Consider the following 20579-nt stretch of genomic DNA (forward strand, 5'->3'; position numbering starts at 1 on the left):
CATGACCGACACGACTTCCCAGGGCTCCGCCCGCACCACCGGCGCCGTCGCCGCCGGCCTCGCCACCATCGCCGGTGACGGCACCGTCCTCGACACCTGGTTCCCCGCCCCCGAGCTCGCCGCCGAGCCCGGCCCGGCCGGGACGCAGCGACTCAGCCCCGAGGAGGCGGTGAACCGCCTCGGTGAGGGCGCCGCCAAGGCCATCGGTGTGGACGCGCGCCGTGGGGTGGAGATCGTCGCCGTGTCCACGGTCATCTCCTCGCTGGACGACAAGCCGCTCGACGCGCACGACACCTACCTGCGGCTGCACCTGCTCTCGCACCGTCTGGTGCAGCCCCACGGGCAGAACCTCGACGGCATCTTCGGCTTCCTCGCCAACGTCGCCTGGACCTCGCTGGGCCCGGTCGCCGTCGACGACCTGGAGAAGGTCCGGCTGAACGCCCGCGCGGAGGGCCTGCACCTCCAGGTCACCTCGGTGGACAAGTTCCCCCGGATGACGGACTACGTCGCGCCCAAGGGCGTACGCATCGCCGACGCCGACCGGGTGCGGCTCGGTGCGCACCTGGCCTCGGGCACGACCGTGATGCACGAGGGCTTCGTCAACTTCAACGCGGGCACCCTCGGCACCTCCATGGTCGAGGGCCGCATCTCCGCGGGCGTCGTCGTCGGCGACGGTTCCGACATCGGCGGCGGCGCGTCCACCATGGGCACCCTCTCCGGCGGCGGCAAGGAGCGCATCGTCATCGGGCAGCGCTGCCTGATCGGCGCCGAGGCCGGCATCGGGATCGCGCTCGGCGACGAGTGCGTCGTCGAGGCCGGGCTGTACGTCACGGCCGGCACCCGGGTCACGATGCCCGACGGCCAGGTCGTCAAGGCGCGCGAGCTCTCGGGCGCCTCGAACATCCTCTTCCGCCGCAACTCGGTGACCGGCGCCGTCGAGGCCCGCCCGAACAACGCCGTGTGGGACGGGCTCAACGACATCCTGCACAGCCACAACTAGGCAGTGACGGCGAGGAGTTCCTCGTAGACCCGGCGCAGCCCGTCGACCGCCTCGCGGCCGGCGGGCTGCAGCGGTTCGCGGACCGGGCCCGCGTCCAGCAGCGCCTTCGCCGTGACCGTGCCGGGCAGGCCGGAGGCCATCATCGCCTCGACCAGAGGGATCGTCAGCCCGTTGAGGCGGGCCGCCTCCTCGGTGTCGCCCGCGTCGAACGCGTCCAGCACGGCCCGCATGCGGCGCGGGGCCGCGTTGGCGACCGTACTGACGTAGCCGGCGCCGCCGAGCGCGTACAGCGGGAGGTTCAGCTCCTCGCACCCCGAGTAGTACGCCAGTGAGGTGCGCGCCATCACCTTGGCTGCCGCGAGCAGGTCGTACGAACAGTCCTTGACCGCCACGACGCGCGGGTGCTCCGCCAGACGCAGCAGGGTCGCGGGTTCGATCCGCGTGCCGGTGCGGCCCGGGATGTCGTACAGCATCAGCCCGATGCCGGTGGCCTCCGCGACCCGGAGGAAGTGCGCCTCCACGGCGGCCTGCGGGGGACGGCTGTAGTACGGGGTCACCACCAGCAGTCCGTCGGCGCCCGCGGCCTCCGCCTCCCGGGCGAGCCGGACCGTGTGCCGGGTGTCGGCACTGCCCACGCCCGCGACGAGCGGGACCGCGGATCCCACCGCCTCCCGGACGGCCCGCAGCAGCGCGGTCTTCTCCTGGTCCGTCGTCGTCGGTGACTCGCCGGTGGTGCCGCTGAGCACGAGACCGTCGCAGCCGTCCGCGACCAGACCGGCGGCATGGCGGCGGGCGGCGTCCAGATCCAGGTCACCGGAGGCGGTGAACGGCGTGATCATGGCGCAGAGGGTGCGGCCGAAGGGCCCGGCCGTGTGGGATGTCATCTCCGCAGTCTCGGCGCCCGGTGGACCCGGGTCCACTTAGTTCTGCTTGGGGTGTCGCGCAAGAGACGCTGAACTGTCGTGGGCCCCCTCTGGCATGATCGAACACAGAGACGACGGACCGTTCCAGGGGTGGGGTACACGGCATGCGCGTACGGAGAACGATCTCGGCAGCCGTACTCACGACGGTCACACTGACCCTGTCCGGCTGCGCCGGTTTCCTCGTCCCCGCAGGCGAGGGGGAGCCGGAGCCCACCCCGAGCCCCGCCGCCACGACGCGGCCGGACACCGCCGCGCCCGCACCGGACGCCGGTGCCGCGACGGACGGGCCCGCCCCGCTCGCACCCACCCCCGCGGCGTCGGCCTCCGGCTGCCCCGCCTCCGGGGTGGTCGTGGAGATGGGGCCCGTCCAGACGGCGATGTTCGCCCGCGCGGTCACCCTCACGCTCGTCAACTGCGGGAAGAAGCCCTACCGCGTCCACGGCTACCCCGCCGTCCGCGCGCTGGGCGAGGACGGGAAGCGCATCCCCGTCCCCGTGAACGCGGGCGGATCGATGTTCGGCGACGACGAGGGGCCGGAGGAGGTCGAGCTGAAGCCGGGCGCGAGCGTCACCTCGACGCTGGCGTGGGTCTCCACCCAGGAGGGCGGTGACCTCATCGAGGGCGACGCCCTGGAGATCGCCGCCGCCCCGGACACGGGGGCGCGGGTCTTCCCGCTGGAGGGCCACGACATCCGGCTGATGGACGAACTGAACACCACGGCCTGGCGGACGGCGAGGACCGGATGAAGAGCCTTGACCTCAAGCGCACTTGACGTATGAGGGTGGTGTCCGAGGGCGCACCAGGGGGTGCGCCAGGAGAGGACCACACCATGACCGCCGTACAGTTCCGCTCCCGCCCCGACCTGACCCGTGCCGACACGGGAGTGGTGAAGGTCAGCACGTGGAAGGCCGGCACCCCCGAGCGGCAGCGCCGGACGGTCGAGGCGATCCGTGCCGCGTGGGGGAGCCGCGACTGGCCGCATCCCGGACTGCTGTCGTACAGCGTCCTGGCCGGCGACGACGGGGGGAGCCTGCTCCACTACTCCCAGTGGGACGACGAGGCCACGTACCGGGAGTTCGCCCGCACGGGCCGTGACGAGCGCGTCGCCGAGATCGACGCGGCGGTGCCCGGCATCGAGCGGGTCGGACTGCGCGCGTTCGAGCTGTACCGCTCCGGGGTGCGGGACGGCGACGTCCGGGAGCCGGGCTGCGTCGTGACCGTCGACATCGAGTTCGACGGAGCCGACCCGGCCCGCCAACGGGACTGGGTGGACACGGTGTTCGAGGCGCTGGAGAGCGACCCGGCGCCCGCACCCGGCGGCCTCGCGGCGCATTTCCACACCAGCACGGACGGCACGCGGGTCCTCAACTACGCGGAGTGGGAGACCGCGCAGGCCCACATCGACGCCCTCGCCCGGTCCGGCGGCGGCGCCGGATCGCCGACGCCCCAGTGGCACAGGGTCCAGAACTACCCCGGACTGAAGGGCAGTACCGTACGCCGCTGGACACCCGCGCTCAGCATCGGGGCGGACCTCCGGTAGAACCGGGCGGCAAGGGACGAATTGCGTCTACGCTTGGGCACCGGCCGAGGTCCTGACATGACGGACCGGCCCCCGCACACAGCCCGCGCACGCCCCGAGGAGAACCCCCTGATGTCCGCAGAGCGCCCCTCCCTGCCGCCGGTGCGGCTGCACACCGAGGCCGAGCTGGCACGGGACGCGCTGGCCGCTCCGCTGCTCGCCCGCGCCGTCCGCCTCGCCCGCTGGGCGGGCCCCACGACCCGGGTCGGCGCCGGGGGCGAGCTCGTCGACGCCCAGCTTCCCGACGCCGCCCGGCATCTGGGGCTCGCCGACGACGAGGACGGTGCCGCGTACGCCAGCGAGGCGTGGCGCCTCGCCGTCGACACCGGGCTCGTCGACGTCGAGGACCCGCAGGACGGGGCGGAGTACGCGGACGGCGCGGCGGAGGGCACCGTCACCGCCGGTGAGAACCTGGGCCTGTTGACCTCCGGATCCCCGCAGGACGTCCTCGCGATCTGGCTCGACGGCCTGGAGGCCGTGCACGCGGACGCCACCGCCCCGGCCTTCGACGACTTCGCCGACCTCATCGGTGAGGACGGCAACGTCGACTTCGACGCCCTGGACTGGGACCCGGAGCAGGAGGCCGAGTTCCTCGACGGGGTGCTCGGCAACCTCTACCTGCTGACGCTCTCGGACGCCGGGCCGGGCGACGGACCCGTGCCGCTGCCCGCCCTCGCCGCGTCCGTGGTGGTGCCCGACGACATGGAGGAGCCCACCGACGACGTCCTGGAGCAGGTGTCCGAGGCCATGATGCGGCTGGACGACCAGTTCCGGGTCCTGGAACCCATCGGGATCGTCGAATACCGGCCGGTGGACGAGACGTTGCTGACCGAGGAGGGCGAGGAGGCGACCCCGCCCGCCGACGACGAGGACGTCACCCGCTACGGCATGGTGAAGCTGACCCCGCTCGGCCTCTACGGCATCCGGGAGCGGATGCTGGAGGCCGGCGTGGACGCGCCCGCCGTCGGTGACCTCGCCGACAAGGGGGCCGACGTCCTCCTCGACGGCATCGCGTACTACCCCGAGGAGGCCGCCCGCACCGAGGTCGGCCTGTGGCTCGGCAGGCGCGGCGCGGACGGGGCGGAGACCGCCGCGGCGGAACTCCTGGGCGCGGCGCGCGGCGCCGACCGGCGGGCACCGCTGCGCAGGCTGCACTGCCAGCAGGCCCTCGCCCTGGTCGGCCCGGAGGCCGAGCCCGCCGTACGAGCGGTGCTCGGCGACCCCGAGCTGGGCGGGCTGGCGCGGGTCTGGCTCGCGGAGCGCGGCGCGGCGGACGTGCCCGCGCCGCCGGAGTCGATGATCTTCTGGCTCGCCGTGGACACGATCGCCGCCCAACTGGACGCGGACGGCGAGGTGGAGGAGCTCCAGGAGCTGGTCGAGGGGCTCTCCGGCCAGCACAGCGGCTTCTTCGACGAGGCCTGGAGGGTGGACCACCCCGCCACCGCCGAGGTACTGGAGGCGATGGGCCGCCTGCACGGCGACCGGGGTGCCGCGAAGGCCGCCCGTAAGGCCGCCTACAAGGCGCGGTCGCGGCAGAAGGGCTGAGGCGGCGGCCGGGGAGCGCGCGGCCGGCCGCGGGGGAAGCGCCGCCGCGACCGCGCGCTCCCCGGCGGTTCGCGCTCCGGTGATGTTCCCGAATTTCGCCGTCCGTTCACCGGGCGGCCCAGCGGTCATGGTGCACGGCTGCGAGCATCCGGTTCCGAAGTGGACCGAACCGGAGGAACGATGCTCCCGAAGAGAACCTGTGCCGCACTGGCGGTCCTGGCCGTGACCGTCGGCACCCTGGCCGGCGCAGGTGTGGCGAACGCGGACCGGCCGCACGGCGGGGACCGCGGCCGGGACGCGATGGCGTTCGAACGCACCGCCACCTACCCCGTCTTCCAGAACCGCCCGGCCGGCGAGGACGCCTCCGCGCAGACCGTCGCCGAGATCTCCGCGACCAGCGAGGACGGCCGCACCCTCGTCTACACGGACGCCGCCGCCCGGCGGATCGGCTTCCTCGACATCAGCGACGCCGGCCGGCCCCGGGGGCTCGGCACGCTCTCCCTGGCCGCGCTCGGGGACGCCGAGGACGAACCGACCTCGGTGTCGGTCGTCGGCGCGTACGTACTGGTCGTCGTGAACACCAGCGCGAGCTACACCCGGCCGTCCGGCCGCCTCGACGTCATCTCGCTGCGCACCCGGCAGCGGGTGGCCAGCCACGACCTCGGCGGCCAGCCCGACTCGATCGCGGTCAGCAAGGACAAGCGGTACGCCGCCATCGCCATCGAGAACGAGCGCGACGAGGAGGCCACCCCGGCCGGCGGCGAGGAGGGCGACCTCCCGCAGGCGCCCGCCGGCTTCGTGCGGATCGTCGACCTCAAGGGCTCCTCGCCCGCCCGGTGGACCACCCGCGCCGTGCCGCTGACCGCGCCCGACGGCTCCGCGCTGCCCGCACTGGTGGCCGCCGGGATCACCGAGCCCACCGACCCCGAGCCGGAGTACGTCTCCGTCAACAGCCGTGGCCGGCTCGCCGTGACCCTCCAGGAGAACAACGGCGTCGTCGTGATCGACCTCGCGTCGGGGCGCCTCACCAAGGCGTTCACCGCCGGCACCGCCGACATCGAGGGCGTCGACACCGCCGACGACGGCGTCATCGACCAGACCGGGTCCCTCACCGGCGTACCGCGCGAACCGGACGCACTCGGCTGGATCGACGACCGCTATCTGGCCACCGCCGACGAGGGCGACTGGAAGGGCGGCACCCGTGGCTGGACCGTCTTCGACAGCCGTACCGGAAAAGTCGTCCGGGACGCCGGCAACAGCTTCGAGCACCTGGCGGCCCGCCACGGCCTGCTCGACGACAGCCGCTCGGGGAAGAAGGGCACCGAGCCCGAAGGGCTGGCGATCGGCACGTACGACGGGGTGCGCTACGCCTTCGTCGGCTCGGAGCGCTCCAACTTCGTCGCCGTCTACGACCTCGGCGACCCCACCCGGCCGGTCTTGCGGCAGGTCCTGCCGACCACCAACGGCCCCGAGGGCCTGCTGCCGATCCCGTCACGCGGACTGCTCGCCGTCTCCAGCGAGGAGGACGACGCCGAGGCCGGTGTACGCGCCTCGGTGAGCCTGTTCCGCCTGGGCCGGGGCACGCCCTCGTACCCCTCGCTGGTCTCGGCGTCCGACTCCTCGGGCACCGGCACCCCCATCGGGTGGGGTGCGCTCGGAGCCCTCTCGGCGGTGCCGGGCCGCCCGGACGAGCTGTACACCGTCACCGACGCCGCGTACGCCACCACCCGCATCCTCACGGTGGCCACGGACCGGAAGCCCGCCGTCATCACGCGCGAGCTGACCGTCAAGGACGCCGCGGGCAAGCCCGTCGGGTACGACGCCGAAGGCATCCACGCCCGGCCCCAGGGCGGATTCTGGCTGGCCGTCGAGGGCAGAACGGGGGCGGGCAACCAGCTGGTGCGCCTGGACCGCGACGGCGTCACCCGGCAGGTCGTCCCGCTGCCGTCCGAGGTCGCCGCGGGCCTCGGCTCACAGGGCTTCGAAGGCGTCACCGCCACCACGGGCGGCGACGGCCGCGAGATCGTCTGGGCGGCGCTCCAGCGCGAGGCCGGCACCGACCCGGCCGGTGTGGTCCGGCTCGGCCGGTACGACGTGCGGGCGGGCACCTGGAGCTGGTACGGCTACCGGCTGGGCACCACCACCACGCCCGGCGACTGGCTCGGCCTGTCCGAGATCACCGTCGTCGGTGACAGGCTCGCCGTCATCGAACGCGACAAGCTGAACGGCCCGGCGGCCAGGGTCAAGCGGATCTACACGGTGGACCTGCCCACGAGCGCCGCTCCGAAGGGTGCGCTCACCGTCCTGCCGAAGACCCTCGCCCATGACGTGCTGCCCGATCTGCGGGCCACGAAGGGCTGGACGCAGGAGAAGCTGGAAGGCCTCACGGTGGGCGGTGACGGCCATGTCTACGCCGTCACCGACAACGACGGGCTGGACGACTCCACGGGCGAGACGGTCTTCCTCGATCTCGGGACGACCCGCAAGGTCCTCGGCCGAGGCTGAGCCCGCCGGGGCGGGTGGGATCCACGGCGCGGCGCGCGGGAGGAAAAACGCCTCGCGCGCCGCGCGGTCGTCCTCCTAGAGTCAGGGGCCACGCACCTCCCGGTGCGAAGGCAGCGGCTACTTCCTTTCCGGAAACACGCCGCGGCCGACCTGATCTCGGGAGGCACGAGCGCCGGGGTGCCCGGTGCGCAGGCGACGGATACTTCTACGGATCCGACGGTTGCGGGTTCGAGTCCCGCCCGGCCACGGCCGGTAGCTCAATGGACAGAGCATCGGACAGCACCGTCGCCGACCCCTGATCTCGGGCACCCCTTCTTCGCTGTGTCTCCCTCCCATGAATTCGGGGGAATTCACATGGCACGCTTCAACACCCGCTCCACCCGGCCCCCCGTCACCTCGCCCGTGCGGTCGGCCGGGAAGACCGCGCGCAACCATCAGGGCGCCGTGGGGCACCTCCGCGACAGCCGCTCCGAGCTCTTCCTGCTCGCGGTCGCCAACTTCGTGACGCAGGAGACCCACCACGAGGACGCGGAGGCTCGTGACGCCCGGTTCGCGACGCTCGTGCGGACGCTCGCCGTCGAGGACCCGGAGTGGACGGCGGGCCTGCTGCGCTGGCTGCGCGGCGAGGGGCAGATGCGCACGGCGTCGGTGGTCGGCGCCGCCGAGTACGTGAAGGCGCGGCTCGACGCCGGCGCGGTGGACGGCCCGTCCAACCGGCAGGTCGTGGACTCCGTACTGCTGCGCGCGGACGAGCCCGGGGAGCTGCTCGGATACTGGACCTCGCGGTACGGCCGCGCGGTGCCCAAGCCGGTCAAGCGGGGCATCGCCGACGCCGTACGCCGGCTCTACGGCGGCCGGGCGCTGCTGAAGTACGACACCGCGTCCAAGGGCTACCGCTTCGGCGACGTCCTCAACCTGGTGCACGCCGCGCCCGACCCCGCCAAGCCGTGGCAGGGCGATCTGTTCCGGTACGCCCTGGACCGCAGGCACCACCCCGAGGACGCCGTGCCGCCCGGGTCGGACCGCACCCTGACCGCGCACGCGGAGCTGATGGCGGTGCCGGTCGCCGAGCGACGCGCGGTGATCACCGGACCCGGCGGCGCGGAGCGGCTCGCCGAGGCCGGCATGACCTGGGAAGCACTGGCCGGCTGGCTCCAGGGGCCGATGGACGCCGCGGCCTGGGAGGCCGTGATCCCGTCCATGGGCGCGATGGCGCTCCTGCGCAACCTGCGCAACTTCGACGAGGCCGGCGTCCGTGACGAGGTCGCCGCCGGGGTGGCGGCGCGGATCAGCGACCCGGAGGCCGTCGCCGCCTCGCGGCAGTTCCCCTTCCGCTACCTCGCCGCGTACCAGCACGCCCCGTCGCTGCGGTGGGCCTACCCGCTGGAACAGGCGCTCGGGCACTCGCTGGGCAACGTTCCCGCGCTGCCCGGCCGCACCCTGGTCCTCGTCGACCGCTCCGGCTCGATGGGGGCGCCGCTCTCGGACCGCTCCCAGCTGAACCGGGCCGACGCCGCGGCCGTCTTCGGCGCGGCGCTGGCGCTGCGGGCCGCCGACGCCGACCTGGTGGAGTTCGGTACGAGCAGCTCGGCGGTGCCGTACCGCAGGGGCGAGTCCGTGCTGAGGATCCTGGAGCGCTTCGGCGACCTGGGCGGCACCAACACCGTGCAGGCCGTGCGGCGGCACTACCGCGGGCACGACCGGGTGCTGATCGTCACCGACGAGCAGGCGTCGTTCACGTACTACGGCGACGCCACCGAGGGCGTCCCGCCGACCGTGCCCGTCTACACCTGGAACCTCGCCGGGTACCGGGTCGGGCACGCGCCGTCGGGAGGCGAGAACCGCCACACCTTCGGGGGTCTTTCCGACGCCGCGTTCCGCATGGTGCCCCTGCTGGAAGCGGGCAGGAGCGCCGACTGGCCCTGGAACCGCTGATTACGAATCCGGCACTACTGCCCGCTCCGGAGCGGTCGGGCATGGCGTCGGACGCTTACAGGGCGCATACTCGACCGTAATGAAACAGTCAGCCGGTTCCCGGCGTCACCTGCCTTCCAGTCCCTTCAACCGCCCGGCCCAGGCGGCCCCACCGGTCGAATGCTTCGATGTGGGCGACAGGGTGTCGCACGACCAGTTCGGACTCGGACGAGTCCTCGCTGTCGAGGGCGACAACGACGCAGTGCTCATCGACTTCTCGGGGCGACAGGGGAGGATCCTGAGCCCGTACTCCAAGCTGACCAAGCTCTGAGGGAGCGGACGAGCACGCACCGCGTCCGACCGGATACTCTCCGGAACCGGGGCACCTGAGGGGAGAACCCGCGGGTGCCCCGGAAGCCGTTCCCCGGGGCACCCGCTGCTGCGGGCCGGTGGCGCTACAGGGCCTTCGCGGCGGGCTTCACCATGCCGCGGACGGTCCGTGACTTCACGAACTCGCCCATCGCGGTCATCTCCCACTCGCCGGAGAACTGCTTGATCAGCTTGGCCATCATCACGCCGGTCTGCGGCTCCGCGCCCGTCAGGTCGAAGCGCACCAGCTCCTCGCCCGTGGCCGCGTCGATGAGCCGGCAGTAGGCCTTGGCGACCTCGGTGAACTTCTGCCCGGTGAACGAGTTGACCGTGAAGACCAGACCGGTCGCGTCGGCCGGGATCCGGCCGAGATCCACGACGATCACCTCGTCGTCGCCCGCGCCCTCGCCCGTGAGGTTGTCGCCGGAGTGCTTGATCGCGCCGTTGAGGATGGAGAGCTTGCCGAAGTAGCAGCTGTCCAGGTGATTGCGGTCGGGGCCGAAGGCGATCACCGAGGCGTCGAGGTCGATGTCCTTGCCGCGGAACGCGGGCTCCCAGCCGAGGCCCATCTTGACCTGCGAGAGCAGCGGCCTGCCGCCCTTGACCAGGGACACGGTCTGGTTCTTCTGGAGGCTGATCCGGCCCTTGTCGAGGTTGATCTTGCCGGAGCCGGCGGGCGGGGCCGGCGGCGCGGGCGGTGCCGCAGGGGCCGGAGGCGCGATCCGGGGGTCCACGGGAGCGGCCGCGGGCGGCGGGGGAGCGACGGGCGGCGCGACCGGGGCGGGCGCCGCCGCGGCGGGCTCCTCCACCGAGACGCCGAAGTCCGTGGCGATGCCGGCCAGCCCGTTCGCATAGCCCTGGCCGACGGCGCGGGCCTTCCAGGCGCCGTTGCGCAGATAGATCTCGATGACCACCAGCGCCGTCTCGCTGCCCAGCTGCGGCGGGGTGAAGGTGGCGAGCGCGCCGCCGTCGTCCGCGTTGCGCACGGTGGCGGTGGGCTCGACGCCCTGGAAGGTCTGGCCCGCGGCGTCGGGGCTCGCCGTGACCACGATCTTCTCGATGCCCGGGGGGACCGCCGTGGTGTCCACCACGATGGCGTCGGGCGCCGACCCGCCGCCCGAGCGGTAGGTCACGCCGGGGCCCGAGGGCTGGTTGTAGAAGATGAAGTCGTCGTCGGAGCGCACCTTGCCGTCGGCGGTGAGCAGCAGGCCCGAGACGTCGAGCCGCACCGGGGCGGCGACGTCCACCGCCACACGGGCGGCGGAGAGAGGGATGTTCGAGCCGGGGGTCATTGCGGTCATGCACGGGGTAACGAACGACCCGGCTTTGCCGTTCCCTTACCTTCGCGGACGTGATCCGTACGGCTCAGCGGCCGCCCCGGCCCCGGTTGCGGGGGTGTTCGCGGGCGGTGCGCTCGTTGCCGTGCCGGTACGCGCCGGTCCAGCGGGCCATGACGAGCTGGGCGTCGCCGGACTCCACCTCGGCGAGGAACTTCTCCGCCCGGCCGCCGCGCAGGGTGCCCGCGGCGCGGCCGTGGTGGGTGAGGGTGACGCTCGCGTCGCTGTGTCGCTCGTACGTGAATCCGGAAGGTTTCGGCATGGCCGTATGCTGCCCGGCCCCGGGGCCCCGCGTCGCCCGGTTTTCGGGCGGGGGCCCGGCAGCCTCCCGCCCGTCCCCGTTTTCTCAGTACGGCCAGATCGGCGGGTCCGTGACGAAGTGGCCGCCGAGGTGGGCGTGGTCGGGGTTGTGCGGGTCCAGCTCCCCCTGCTCGGCGACGAGCTTCTCGGCGTACTGCTCGGAGTCGTCCTGCGGTTCGTAGCCGAGGGAGCGGGCCGTCGTCAGGTCCCACCACAGCCTGGTGTTGTCGGAGGAGCCGTACACCACCGTGTGCCGTACGTCCTCGGCGGTGAGGGCCGCGTGGAAGAGGCGCGCCCCGTCGCCGGGGCTCATCCAGACGGACAGCATCCGCACCGAGGTCGGCTCCATGAAGCAGGAGCCGATCCGCACGGAGACCGTCTCCAGGCCGTGCTTGTCCCAGTAGAGCTGCGCGAGGTCCTCGCCGAAGGACTTCGACAGGCCGTAGAAGGTGTCGGGCCGGCGCGGGGTGTCGATCGGGATCAGCGGGTCGCCGGGGCTCGGCGGCCGGGTGTAGCCGATGGCGTGGTTGGACGAGGCGAACACGATGCGCCCGACGCCCTCCTCGCGCGCCGCCTCGTAGAGGTTGTAGGTGCCCTCGATGTTGGAGTGCAGGATCTTGTCGAACGACGCTTCGAGGGAGATGCCCGCGAGGTGGATGACCGCGTCCACGCCCCGCACCGCCTCCCGCAGTGCCGCCTTGTCGCCGAGGTCGGCGGTGACGGCGTCCGGTTCACCCTCGATGGGGGCGAGGTCGAGCAGCCGGAGGTCGTAGCCGTACGCGGGGAGCAGCCCCCGCATCAGGGTGCCGAGGCCGCCGGCGGCGCCGGTGAGAAGGACGGTGCGCGGAGCTGGCATACGGGGATCTCCTCGGTGCGGGCGCGGGGCGCGGGGCGCGGGCGCGGTGTGCGCGGACGGGGCGGTGCGGTGCTGCGGTGCGTGGGGGCGGTGCGGGGGGCGGACGTGCGGAGAGCGGGGTGCGGGTGGCGCGCGGACGTCATACGGCCACCCGGACCGTCCGGGGCGTCAACTCCATGGGCAGCATTCACATGCGTGGACACGCTAAGAAGTCGTGGTGGACCACGTCAAGTGGTGCACGGTGCCGGTCGGTTCGTCCCGGGGTCGGCTCCACGCGGCTTGACCGGCGCCGAGGGGCTGCTTTAGCGTGGCAGCGTTCAGAAATATGGACGCCGATCATAATTGTGCACGCCTGAATCTGCTCAGGGAGCGCCCGTGACCTCAGCCCCCCTTGCCGCCCGACTCACCGATGTCGCCGGGCCGCTCTTCTTCCCCGTCACCGCCTACGGGCCGGACGGCGCCGTCGACCTCGACGCCTTCCGCGCGCATGTGCGCAAGGGGGTGGACGCCGGTGCGGCAGCCGTCTTCGCCTGCTGCGGCACCGGCGAGTTCCACGCCCTGGCCCCGGAGGAGTTCCGGCTCGTCGTCCGGGCCGCGGTCGAGGAGACCGCGGGCCAGGTGCCCGTGGTCGCGGGCGCCGGCTACGGCACGGCGCTCGCGATCCAGTACGCGAAGCTCGCCGAGGAGGCGGGGGCGGACGGGCTCCTCGCCATGCCGCCCTACCTCGTCGTCGCCGGCCAGGAGGGCCTGCTGGCCCACTACGCCGCCCTCGCCGCCGCCACCTCCCTGGAGACGATCGTCTACCAGCGGGACAACGCGGTCTTCACCCCGGAGACCGTCGTCGCCCTGGCCGGCACCCCCGGGATCATCGGCCTCAAGGACGGCTACGGCGACCTCGACCTGATGCAGCGCATCGTCAGCGCCGTACGCACCGGTCTGCCCGGCCGGGACTTCCTGTACTTCAACGGCCTGCCCACCGCCGAGCTCACCGGGCTCGCCTACCGGGGCATCGGCGTCACGCTCTACTCCTCCGCCGTCTTCGCCTTCGCCCCCGACATCGCGCTGGCCTTCTACCGGGCGCTGGACTCCGGCGACGACGACCTGGCCGGCGCGCTGCTCGACCACTTCTACCGGCCGCTCGTCGAACTGCGGGCCAAGGGCCGCGGCTACGCGGTCTCGCTGGTGAAGGCGGCCGTCCGGCTGGAGGGCCTGGACGTCGGCCCGGTGCGCACCCCGCTCACCGAGCCGCCGGCCGAGCACGTCGAGGAGCTGGCCGCGATCATCGCGGACGGCCGCACCCTGCTGGAGAAGCACCGCGCGGGGGAGGCGAAGTGAAGGCCTCCGCGTTCCTGTACCCGTGGGACGTCGTGGGGGACCCGGACGCCCCGGCCCGGCTCGCCGGCCTCGGCGTCCAGCAGGTGACGCTCGCCGCCGCCTACCACTCCACCCGGGCGCTCACCCCGCGCCACCCCGGCCGCCGGATCGTGACGGCCGAGCACGCGGCGGTGCTCTACCCGCCGGACGCCGCACGCTGGGCGGGGCGCGAGCTGCGCCCCTACGTCCAGTCCTGGGTGGCGGGCGACGACCCGTACGCCGAGGCGGCCGAGGCCCTGGCGGGCGCCGGTCTCCAGGTGCACTCCTGGGTGGTCCTCGCGCACAACTCCCGCCTGGGGGCCGAGCACCCGGACACCTCCGTGGTCAACGCCTACGGCGACCGCTACCCCTGGGCGCCGTGCATCGCGCGGCCCGCCGTCCACGCGTATCTGGTGGACCTGGCGGCGGAGGCGGCCGTACGCCCGGGGACCGCGGGCACCGAGCTGGAGTCGTGCGGCTGGTACGGCTTCGCCCATCTGCACGCCCACGACAAGACCTCGGGCGTCGCCCTCGGGGACGCGGCGCAGTATCTGATGTCCCTCTGCTTCTGCGCCGACTGCCGGGCCGGCTACGCCTCCGTGGGGCTGGACCCCGAGGAGCTGCGGACCGCCGTACGCCGCGCCCTGGGGCCGGTCTGGGCCGGATCCGGCTCCGACGCGCAGGGCTGGGGCGGTGTGGAGAAGCTGCTCGGCGCCGGGCTCGCCGACGCCACCCTGCGGTGGCGCGTCCAGGTCGCCAGGGGCCTCCAGGAGGCCGCCGTCGCGGCCGTGCGGGCCGCCGCGCCGGATCCGGGCTTCCAGGTCCTGCTGCACGCCGACCCCGCCCCCTACCGGACCGGGGCCAACGCCGGGACGGACCCCGCCCACATCCTGTCCACGGCGGACGGCGTCGTGCTGCCCTGCACCGGCGGTGACTCCGCCCGCGAGGCCGTCCTCGGGCCGTTCGCGGGGCTCTCCGGGGTGCTGGCGGCCAACTTCAACGTGGTGAGCGGCATGGGCGGCAGCCCCGGCACGCTGGAACGGGACGCCGCGCACGCCGCCTCGCTCGGCGCGGACCAACTGCGCCTCTACCACGCGGGTCTGGCCTCGGGCCCCGACCTGAGTGCCGTCGCGAGCGCCCTCTCCGCCGTCCGAGGCGGCTGACCCGCGGCCTCTCCCGCCCCGTACACGCAGGTCCCCGGCACGGAGCCGGGGGCCTGTGCCGTGTCCGCACGGCGTACGGCGGGCCGCGCCGGCGGGGCCCCGCCGTGTCCCGGTCGCGCATCCACGGAACTTCTTTTGCCAGAAGCGTTGACGAAACATTCCCACCGCTCTAGCTTCATCGCGTCGTACTTCGTACGTCATATATGAGACGCGATACGCGAGATGTGAGAGCTCTTCACCCATGACCTTTGCGCCTGCCCCGATTCCGTCCAGGACCCAGTACGTGCTGGAGGCGATCAAGCACGCGATCCTCACCGCGCAGCTGCAACCGGGACAAGCGCTCGTGGAGACCGAACTCGCCGCGCAGTTCGGGGTGTCGAAGACGCCCGTACGCGAGGCGCTGAAGACGCTCGCCGGCACCGGCCTGGTGGTCATGAGCCAGTACAAGGGCGCCACCGTCCGGCTCGTCGACGCGACCATGGCCCGCGAGGTGTACGACGTACGCCTGCTCCTGGAGCCCGAGGCGCTGCGCCGCTCCATCACCCGCAAGGCCTCGCTGGAGGCGGCGCAGGAGGCCCTGGAACGGGCCGACTCGGCGATCGACAAGGCGGACAGGTCGCTCGCCAACCGGGACTTCCACCGGGCCCTCTACCTGCCCTGCGGGAACCCGCTGCTCGCCCGGATGCTCGACGAGATCCGTGACCAGGCCGCACTCGTGTCGACCGTGGCCTGGTCGGCGATCCCCTCCTGGGAGCGGGAGGCGGCCGAGCACCGCGAGATCCTGCGGCTCGCGCTCGCCGACGACGCGACCGCCGCCGCGGCGGCTCTGCACGACCACATCGCATCGTTCGTGCGCCGCGCCTTCCCCGACGACGAAGACGGGGGTGACACGGCGTGAACCACCAGCTGGACCCGGGAAGCTGTTGCCTTACCCCGGTCGGGGGCCGAGGGGCCTGGCACCTCCGTCTCCGGCGTTGTCGTCAGTCGACGACGCTCCGCGTCGCCTCCCTCCTCCGCCTTGGATCCGAAGGCACCAGCCCCCTCGGCCTGTTCCCAACCGGAGTAAGGCAACAGCTTCTGACACACCAGCACCTCGACGAAAGGCTGGTCCGCATGGACCTCTCCCCGCTGAAGGCGGCCCTCGCAGACGTTGTGGCGATCCCGGTGACCCCGTTCGCCGAGGACGGGAGCATCGACGTCCCGGCGCACCGCGCACTGCTGGGGCGGCTGCTCGACGGCGGTGTCCGCATCGTCACCCCGAACGGCAACACCGGTGAGTTCTACGCGCTCACCCCCGACGAGCGGCGCACCGTCACCGAGCTCACCATCGAGCAGGCGGGCGGCCGGGCCACCGTCCTGGTGGGCGTCGGCCACGACGTCCCCACCGCGGTGGCCGCCGCGGAGCACGCCAGGGACGCCGGCGCCGAGATGGTGATGGTGCACCAGCCCGTCCACCCCTATGTCTCGCAGGACGGCTGGGTCGACTACCACCGGGCCATCGCCGAGGCCGTCCCCGGGCTCGGGGTCGTCCCGTACGTCCGTAACCCGCTGCTCGCCGGTGAGCGCCTCGCCGAGCTCGCCGACAGCTGCCCCAACGTCATCGGCGTGAAGTACGCCGTCCCGGACGCCGCCCGTTTCGGCGCCTTCGCCCGGGACGCGGGCCTGGAGAGATTCGTCTGGGTCGCCGGCCTCGCCGAGCTCTACGCCCCCTCCTACTTCGCGACCGGCGCCACCGGCTTCACCTCCGGGCTCGTCAACGTCGCCCCCGGCGTCTCGCTCGCCATGCTGGAGGCGCTGCGGGCCGGCGACTACGTCGCCGCGATGAAGGTCTGGGAGCAGATCCGCCGCTTCGAGGACCTGCGCGCCGACCGGCAGTCCGCCAACAACGTGACGGTGGTCAAGGAGGCCCTGGCCTCGCTCGGGCTCTGCCGCCGCGACGTACGCGCACCGAGCCGGGCACTGCCCGAGGAGCAGCGCGCCGAGGTCGCGGGACTGGTCGCCGGGTGGTCCATATGACCGGCACCGGCACGGGCCGCCGCCTCGCCCCCGAGGAGCTGCGCAGCCACCAGTGGTACGGCACGGACGGGCTCCGCTCCTTCAGCCACCGCGCCCGCACCCGGCAGCTCGGCTACCTCCCCGAGGAGCACCTGGGCAAGCCGGTCATCGCGATCCTCAACACCTGGTCCGACATCAACCCCTGCCACGTCCATCTGCGCGACCGTGCGCAGGCGGTCAAGCGGGGCGTCTGGCAGGCGGGCGGCTTCCCGCTCGAATTCCCGGTCTCCACGCTCTCGGAGACCTTCCAGAAGCCGACCCCGATGCTCTACCGCAACATGCTGGCCATGGAGACGGAGGAGCTGCTGCGCTCCTACCCCGTCGACGGCGCCGTGCTGCTGGGCGGCTGCGACAAGTCGACGCCCGCGCTGCTGATGGGCGCCGCATCCGTGGACCTGCCGGCCGTCTTCGTGCCCGCCGGGCCGATGCTGCCGGGCCACTGGCGCAACGAGGTCCTGGGCTCCGGCACGGACATGTGGAAGTACTGGGACGACAAGCGGGCCGGCCTCATCGGCGACTGCGAGATGGCCGAGCTGGAGAACGGGCTCGCCCGCTCGCCGGGCCACTGCATGACGATGGGCACCGCCTCGACCCTGACGGCCGCCGCCGAGGCCCTCGGCGTCACGGTGCCGGGCGCCTCCTCCATCCCGGCCGTCGACTCCGGTCACGACCGGATGGCCGCGCGGTCCGGGATCCGGATCGTCGAACTGGTGTGGCAGCAGCTGACGTTGTCGCGGATCCTCACGGCGGACGCCTACGAGGACGCCGTCGCCACCGTCCTCGCGCTCGGCGGCTCCACCAACGCCGTCATCCACCTGATCGCGATGGCCGGCCGCTCCGGGGTCAAGCTCACGCTGGACGACTTCGACCGCGTCGCCCGCACCGTGCCCGTCCTCGCCAACCTCCGCCCCGGCGGGAAGTACCTGATGGAGGACTTCCACTTCGCCGGAGGTCTGCCGGGATTCCTGGCCCGGCTCACCGACGTACTCCACCTGGACCGGCCCACCGTCGCGCACTCCACGATGCGCGAACAGCTCGACGGGGCGCTCGTCCACAACTCCGAGGTCATCCGGGAACGGGACGACCCGCTGGCCGAGGAGGGCGGGGTCGCCGTCCTGCGCGGCAACCTCTGCCCCGACGGCGCCGTCATCAAGCACATCGCCGCCGAACCGCACCTCCTGCGCCACACCGGGCCCGCGGTCGTCTTCGACGACTACAAGGAGATGCAGCGCACCATCAACGACCCGGCCCTGGCCCTCACCCCGGACCATGTGCTGGTGCTCCGCAACGCCGGCCCCAAGGGCGGCCCCGGGATGCCCGAGTACGGCATGCTCCCGATCCCGGACTACCTCCTGAAGCAGGGCGTACGCGACATGGTGCGGCTCTCCGACGCCCGGATGAGCGGCACCAGTTACGGAGCCTGCGTCCTGCACATCGCACCCGAGTCCTTCGTCGGCGGGCCGCTCGCCCTGGTCCGCACCGGCGACCTGATCACCCTCGACGTCGAGGCGCGGCTGCTCCACCTCGACGTGTCCGAGGACGAGCTGGAGCTGCGCAGGTCCGAGTGGACCGAGCCGCCCGCCCGCTACGGGCGCGGATACGGCGCGCTCTACCAGGACCAGATCACCCAGGCCGACACCGGATGCGACTTCGCGTTCCTGGCCCGGCAGGGAGAAGTGCCCGACCCGTACGCGGGCTGACCCCGGGCGAAGAGAATTTCGCGCGCCGCCCCGTCCGGAATACCGAACGGCATGCGGTAAGCGCTTGCACCATGCACCGACAGCACGGCACATCCAGCACTTCCCAGAGATCGGAGACGCGTCATGGCCCAATCCGCAGCCGTGGCCACACCGCCCCCCAAGGGGAAGGCGTCCAGGCGCCGCTCGGCCACCCCCCGCCGACTGCCGTATCTGTTGATCGCGCCGGCCGGCCTGCTGATGCTGGGCTTCATCGCCTATCCGGTGGTCAGCGTCTTCTACTACAGCCTGCAGAACTACAACGTCACCAAGCCGTGGCGGAACGGCTTCGCCGGCTTCGACAACTTCACCCGGATCTTCACCGAGGACGAGCAGTTCTGGCCGACGCTCGGCTTCAGCGCCCAGTGGGTCTTCACCCAGGTGACCCTCCAGCTCGCGCTCGGCCTCGCGCTCGCCCTGATCGTCAACCAGACGTTCATCGGCCGCGGCATATCCCGCGCCATGGTCTTCTCGCCCTGGGCCGTCTCCGGGGTGCTGACCAGCACCATCTGGATCCTGCTCTACAACTCCTCGACCGGCTTCAGCCGCTACCTCGCGGACGCCGGGATCGGTGAGTACGGCACCTCGGTCCTCTCCGACACCGGGACCGTCTTCTGGGCGGCCACCGTCTCCGAACTCTGGCGCGGAGTCCCCTTCTTCGCGATCCTCATCCTCGCCGACCTCCAGTCCGTCTCCAAGGAGCTGTACGAGGCGGCGTCCGTGGACGGGGCCGGCCGGCTGCGGCAGTTCTTCCACATCACGCTCCCGCACCTGCGCGACGCGATCATCCTGGCCACCCTGCTGCGCGGGGTCTGGGAGTTCAACAACGTCGACCTGCTCTACACCCTCACCGGTGGCGGACCGGCGGGCGAGACCACCACCCTCCCGCTCTACGTCGCCAACACAGGCATCGAGGGCCACGACTTCGGATACGCCTCCGCGCTCACCACCGTCGCCTTCGTGATCCTCCTCTTCTGCTCGATCGTCTATCTGCGCCTGAGCAAGTTCGGAGGCGACAACAAGTGACCGCCGCACTCGTCGAGAAGAAGGACGCCCGCACGCCGGGACCGTCCGGGGGCGACGACCTCCCGCCGCCCTCCTCACCCCGCCGCCCCAAGCGCGAGCGCGCCTTCGACGACGTACCGCGCTGGCAGATCTACGTGCCGCTCGGCGTCTACCTGCTCTTCACGCTCATCCCGTTCTACTGGATGCTCCTCTTCGCCGTACGGCCCGCCGGCTCCACCTCGCTGGTGCCCTGGCCGATGACGGGGGACCACTTCTCCAAGGTCTGGAACGAGCGCAGCTTCGCCCTCTTCTTCCAGAACAGCATGATCGTCGGCGTCGCGACGCTGATCGCCACGACCCTGGTCGCGCTGGCCGGCGGCTACGCCCTGGCCCGGTTCGACTTCAAGATCAAGGGCGCCTTCATGCTGGCGCTGCTCTGCTCGCAGTTCATCCCGGGCGCCCTGATGCTCGTACCGCTCTTCGAGATCTTCAAGAACCTCCAGATGATCAACTCCCTGGGGAGCGTCGTCATCGCGGAGACCGTCTTCCAGCTCCCCCTGTCGATCATCCTGATCAGCGGGTTCATCAAGAACGTGCCGGTCTCCCTCGAAGAGGCCGCCTGGGTGGACGGCTGCTCGCGCTTCAAGGCCTTCTGCGCCGTCGTCCTGCCGCTGCTGCGACCGGGGCTGATCGCGGTCGGCTCCTTCGCCTTCGTCCACAGCTGGAACCACTTCCTGTTCGCCCTGATGTTCCTCAGCGAACAGGACAAGCAGACGATCCCCGTCGGCCTCAACACCCTGATCGGCGCCGACAGCGTCGACCTCGGGGCGCTGGCCGCGGGCGGTGTCATCGCCGCCGTGCCCGTGGTGATCGTCTTCGCCTTCATCCAGAAGTGGCTCATCACCGGCTTCAGCGCCGGCGCCGTGAAGGGATGACGAC

18 protein-coding genes are annotated in these 20579 nt (G+C 72.4%); 14 read left to right on the forward strand and 4 right to left on the reverse strand.

Annotated elements, in window-relative coordinates; all coding sequences use genetic code 11:
• Window position 1 precedes the first annotated feature (1 nt).
• Complete coding sequence (dapD, locus tag ACZ607_RS04440) at window positions 2–1000, forward strand: 2,3,4,5-tetrahydropyridine-2,6-dicarboxylate N-succinyltransferase (protein ID WP_469731567.1); 999 nt, start codon at window positions 2–4, stop codon at window positions 998–1000.
• Here the strand turns inward: dapD and dapA are convergent.
• A complete protein-coding gene (gene dapA / locus ACZ607_RS04445; RefSeq protein ID WP_469731569.1) occupies window positions 997–1884 on the reverse strand; it encodes a 4-hydroxy-tetrahydrodipicolinate synthase in 888 nt (295 codons plus the stop codon). The genes dapD and dapA overlap by 4 nt on opposite strands.
• 143 nt (window positions 1885–2027) lie before the next feature.
• On the opposite strand from dapA, the gene ACZ607_RS04450 reads away from it, so the two are divergent.
• The 6 genes from ACZ607_RS04450 to ACZ607_RS04475 all read left to right on the forward strand — a co-directional run bounded on the left by ACZ607_RS04450 (window position 2028) and on the right by ACZ607_RS04475 (window position 9797).
• Window positions 2028–2669 (forward strand): DUF4232 domain-containing protein, encoded by a 642-nt coding sequence (locus tag ACZ607_RS04450; protein ID WP_469731571.1) that lies wholly within the window; start codon window positions 2028–2030, stop codon window positions 2667–2669.
• Between the two features lie 83 nt (window positions 2670–2752).
• Window positions 2753–3463 (forward strand): antibiotic biosynthesis monooxygenase, encoded by a 711-nt coding sequence (locus tag ACZ607_RS04455; RefSeq protein WP_469731574.1) that lies wholly within the window; start codon window positions 2753–2755, stop codon window positions 3461–3463.
• A 111-nt stretch (window positions 3464–3574) separates the two neighbouring features.
• Window positions 3575–5047 (forward strand): hypothetical protein, encoded by a 1473-nt coding sequence (locus tag ACZ607_RS04460; RefSeq protein ID WP_469731576.1) that lies wholly within the window; start codon window positions 3575–3577, stop codon window positions 5045–5047.
• A gap of 180 nt (window positions 5048–5227) precedes the next feature.
• Window positions 5228–7552: an esterase-like activity of phytase family protein gene (locus tag ACZ607_RS04465; RefSeq protein WP_469731577.1), complete on the forward strand. Its 2325-nt coding sequence runs from the start codon at window positions 5228–5230 to the stop codon at window positions 7550–7552.
• 354 nt (window positions 7553–7906) lie between these two features.
• On the forward strand, window positions 7907–9487 hold the full coding sequence (locus ACZ607_RS04470; protein WP_469731579.1) for a TROVE domain-containing protein: 1581 nt from the start codon (window positions 7907–7909) through the stop codon (window positions 9485–9487).
• 79 nt (window positions 9488–9566) lie between these two features.
• Complete coding sequence (locus ACZ607_RS04475) at window positions 9567–9797, forward strand: hypothetical protein (protein WP_014156926.1); 231 nt, start codon at window positions 9567–9569, stop codon at window positions 9795–9797.
• Window positions 9798–9921: 124 nt separating this feature from the next.
• Here the strand turns inward: ACZ607_RS04475 and ACZ607_RS04480 are convergent, their stop codons facing one another.
• From ACZ607_RS04480 to ACZ607_RS04490, 3 genes are all read right to left on the reverse strand, one after another.
• Window positions 9922–11136: a TerD family protein gene (locus tag ACZ607_RS04480; protein ID WP_469731581.1), complete on the reverse strand. Its 1215-nt coding sequence runs from the start codon at window positions 11134–11136 to the stop codon at window positions 9922–9924.
• 64 nt (window positions 11137–11200) lie between these two features.
• Window positions 11201–11434, reverse strand: a complete 234-nt coding sequence (locus tag ACZ607_RS04485; protein WP_469731583.1) for a hypothetical protein — start codon at window positions 11432–11434, stop codon at window positions 11201–11203.
• Window positions 11435–11518: 84 nt separating this feature from the next.
• A complete protein-coding gene (locus ACZ607_RS04490) occupies window positions 11519–12328 on the reverse strand; it encodes an NAD-dependent epimerase/dehydratase family protein (protein ID WP_469731585.1) in 810 nt (269 codons plus the stop codon).
• A gap of 375 nt (window positions 12329–12703) precedes the next feature.
• On the opposite strand from ACZ607_RS04490, the gene ACZ607_RS04495 reads away from it, so the two are divergent.
• From ACZ607_RS04495 to ACZ607_RS04525, 7 genes are all read left to right on the forward strand, one after another.
• Window positions 12704–13663, forward strand: coding sequence for a 5-dehydro-4-deoxyglucarate dehydratase (locus ACZ607_RS04495; RefSeq protein ID WP_469731587.1), 960 nt, complete (start codon window positions 12704–12706; stop codon window positions 13661–13663).
• The gene (locus ACZ607_RS04500) at window positions 13660–14844 is read left to right on the forward strand and encodes a hypothetical protein (RefSeq protein ID WP_469731589.1); all 1185 of its coding nucleotides are present in this window, start codon (window positions 13660–13662) and stop codon (window positions 14842–14844) included. Before ACZ607_RS04495 ends, ACZ607_RS04500 begins: the two co-directional genes overlap by 4 nt.
• A gap of 241 nt (window positions 14845–15085) precedes the next feature.
• Window positions 15086–15742, forward strand: coding sequence for a GntR family transcriptional regulator (locus ACZ607_RS04505; protein WP_124277068.1), 657 nt, complete (start codon window positions 15086–15088; stop codon window positions 15740–15742).
• A 215-nt stretch (window positions 15743–15957) separates the two neighbouring features.
• Window positions 15958–16860, forward strand: coding sequence for a dihydrodipicolinate synthase family protein (locus ACZ607_RS04510; RefSeq protein WP_469731591.1), 903 nt, complete (start codon window positions 15958–15960; stop codon window positions 16858–16860).
• Window positions 16857–18599, forward strand: coding sequence for an L-arabinonate dehydratase (gene araD, locus ACZ607_RS04515; RefSeq protein WP_469731593.1), 1743 nt, complete (start codon window positions 16857–16859; stop codon window positions 18597–18599). The genes ACZ607_RS04510 and araD overlap by 4 nt, the downstream gene beginning before the upstream one ends.
• 123 nt (window positions 18600–18722) lie before the next feature.
• A complete protein-coding gene (locus tag ACZ607_RS04520; RefSeq protein ID WP_099176078.1) occupies window positions 18723–19661 on the forward strand; it encodes a carbohydrate ABC transporter permease in 939 nt (312 codons plus the stop codon).
• The gene (locus tag ACZ607_RS04525; protein ID WP_469731596.1) at window positions 19658–20575 is read left to right on the forward strand and encodes a carbohydrate ABC transporter permease; all 918 of its coding nucleotides are present in this window, start codon (window positions 19658–19660) and stop codon (window positions 20573–20575) included. Before ACZ607_RS04520 ends, ACZ607_RS04525 begins: the two co-directional genes overlap by 4 nt.
• The last annotated feature ends 4 nt before the right edge of the window (window positions 20576–20579 follow it).

The sequence above is a fragment of the Streptomyces sp. NPDC104381 genome (genome assembly GCF_055583745.1).